The sequence below is a fragment of the Clostridium sp. LS genome, from assembly GCF_002760435.1.
In the GTDB taxonomy this organism is placed as follows: domain Bacteria; phylum Bacillota; class Clostridia; order Clostridiales; family Clostridiaceae; genus Clostridium.
This window is the reverse complement of record NZ_AUUU01000152.1, coordinates 1-2,737: the sequence shown is the minus strand read 5'-3', so window position 1 is coordinate 2,737 and position 2,737 is coordinate 1. Positions and strand designations below refer to the sequence as shown.

2 protein-coding genes are annotated in these 2,737 nt (G+C 29.4%); one reads left to right on the top strand and one right to left on the bottom strand.

Annotated features, from left to right (window positions below; genetic code table 11):
* Positions 1-55 precede the first annotated feature (55 nt).
* Positions 56-1,483 carry an aspartate ammonia-lyase gene (locus COL3_RS24525; protein WP_008427711.1) on the bottom strand — a complete coding sequence of 476 codons (1,428 nt, stop codon included), beginning with the start codon at positions 1,481-1,483 and terminating at the stop codon, positions 56-58.
* Positions 1,484-2,166: 683 nt separating this feature from the next.
* Between COL3_RS24525 and COL3_RS24520 the strand changes: the two genes are divergently transcribed.
* On the top strand, positions 2,167-2,619 hold the full coding sequence (locus COL3_RS24520) for an Lrp/AsnC family transcriptional regulator (protein ID WP_008427708.1): 453 nt from the start codon (positions 2,167-2,169) through the stop codon (positions 2,617-2,619).
* Positions 2,620-2,737: the final 118 nt, after the last annotated feature.

Sequence of the window (2,737 nt, the reverse complement as noted above, 5' to 3'; positions counted from 1 at the left end):
GCCTGATGAAAAATATCCATGGCAACTTTGGACTTGTTATTTATTTTCATGTGCCTTACATTGCTTTGTCAATGCCTGATTCCATACCTGAAGAATCAATATTTAATTCTGTCATTGAAACAGGGTCGAGAATTTTTTCTAGCTCTTCAGGAGTTAATAATCCTTCAATTAGTACTAGCTCCTTAACAGAAATTCCAGTTTCTAAGGACTTTTTTGCAATTTGTGAAGATTTTTTATATCCTATATAAGGGCAAAGGGCTGTAACAATGCCTACGCTATTATCTAATAATTCTTTACATCTTTCTTTATTAGCAGTAATTCCTAAAACGCAGTTATTTACTAAAGTTATGGTAGCATTTTCAAGAGTCTCAATTGACTCAAATAAGTTATAGAAAAGGACAGGTTCGAAAGCATTTAATTCTAATTGACCAGCTTCAGCAGCCATAGTTATTGTGAAATCATTGCCTATAATGTTAAAAGCAACTTGGGAAACCACTTCTAATATAACTGGATTTACTTTACCAGGCATAATTGATGAACCATTTTGTTTTGGTGGCAAATTAATTTCGGCAAATCCAGTTTTTGGTCCGCTAGATAATAATCTCAAATCATTTGCCATTTTAGAGAGATTTACAGCACAAGTTTTTAATGCATTAGAGATACTTACGAAACTATCAAGATTTTGAGTTGCATCAATTAAATCTTTGGCTTGAACAATATTAAATCCACTTATTTTCTTTAAGTTTGGAATGATATTTTCAAAATACTCAGGACTTACGTTTATTGAAGTTCCAATAGCTGTTGCTCCAATATTTACAGTCAGCATTTCTTTTTCAGCTTCTTTTAAACGCTTTATGTCGCGATCTACCATTGATGCAAAGGCATTAAATGATTGACCAAGCCTCATTGGAACTGCATCTTGAAGTTGAGTTCTACCCATCTTAATTACATTGTTAAACTCTAAAGATTTAAGTTTAAGGGCATTGTACAAATTTTGAAGTGCTGCAATGGTTCTAGGAAGCATTTTTAATACTGTTAGTTTTCCGGCAGTTGGAAATACGTCATTAGTTGATTGTGCCATATTAACATGATCGTTTGGATTTATAACATCATAATTACCTTTGGTTGCGCCAAGTAATTCAATAGCGCGATTAGCAATTACCTCATTGGCATTCATATTTGCAGAAGTACCTGCTCCTCCTTGAATTGGATCAACAATAAATTCTTCGTGTAGTTTGCCACAAATAATTTCTTCAGAAGCATTTATAATCGCATTAGCAATAGTAGTAGGTAAAAGACCGGCATCTCTATTTGTAATAGCAGCAGCTTTTTTTATTTCAGCAAGACTTATTATAAAGTCTTTATGCAATGTTTTCTTTGTAATGTGAAAGTTATTATTTGCTCTTAAAGATTGTATACCATAATAAGCATCAGCTGGTACTTCCATACTTCCTATTGAATCAGATTCCATTCGAGTTTTCATTTATAATTCCCCGCTTTCATATTATTAAAAATTAAAATATAATTATTTATTTAAATTCAAAAGAATTGATATTTATTTTTTATTTATCCTTATGAAATGAAGATTATCACGGTTTGAATTTAATGTAAATATTAGAAAAAGAATTGTGAATAAAATCTAAAAATGAGTATAATATACTTAATTAAAATTAAATAAGATATAAAAATGCTTAATTTAATAAAGTTGATAAATTATAGAAAAAAACGAATTTGATTTATAGATAATTATTGAATATTCGTGATTATTGTGAAAAATATGGATGGTATTTCAGGATAATAATAAGAATAAGTGAGATGATTTCATATATTTTCATTATACTTAATTCTATTACGTGAAAAAATATGGATTTTATTGCATAAGGGGCAATTAGTCATAGGATTTAAGTTAATAATATAAATTTAAATAACAAAAAACTCTTGTAAATTTTCTATGTTCACTTTAAAATATAAATAGGAATATGTGTATGGTTGAATAATTATACAAGGCAAATAATATAAATTAGATTATAAAATAAGTTTTTAAATAAATTGGATTTAATAAATTAACGCAAGGGAGCGTATCAATAATTAAAGGATTATTTGATATGTTCTTTTTTAGCATTTACATAGTGAATTTATTTTTTATGGAATTGAGGTATAGATATTATGGACAAGATTGATTTTAAAATTATTGAACTTTTACAAAAAAATGCGAGGTATCCACTAAAGCACTTAGCAGAAGAGGTGTTTTTATCAACTCCTGCAGTATCAGCGCGTATTGAAAAGTTAGAACAGGCGGGAGTTATCACTGGATATTCAGCACATGTTGATCCATTAAAGCTTGGATATAACATTAAAGCATTTATTAATCTGGAGATGTCACCAAAACAAAAGCCGGAGTTTTACCCCTTCATAGCTAGCTGCCCGAATGTACTTGAATGTAATTGTGTAACAGGTAAATATTCTATGCTAATAAAAGTAGCCTATCACACTACTTTGGAACTAGATGCTTTCATCGGTGAATTGCAGAAATTTGGAAACACAGAAACTCAAATAGTATTTTCTACAGCTGTAGAGCATAGAGGAATAGATGTATCTTCGGAGGAAGGTAATAAATAAGAATTATGTAAGTTTGAGATATTTCTTATTTTAAAATATTATAGATAAACAACATGTAAACCAGACTTATGTGGTAGCTTACCGAAATAATAAATATTTTTGTAACCGCAAGGGTCAT

Bases quoted from the DNA above. Each gene is read 5' to 3' on its own strand.
- COL3_RS24520 (WP_008427708.1), top strand. From the start codon at position 2,167: ATGGACAAGATTGATTTTAAAATTATTGAACTTTTACAAAAAAATGCG.
- COL3_RS24525 (WP_008427711.1), bottom strand. From the start codon at position 1,483: ATGAAAACTCGAATGGAATCTGATTCAATAGGAAGTATGGAAGTACCA.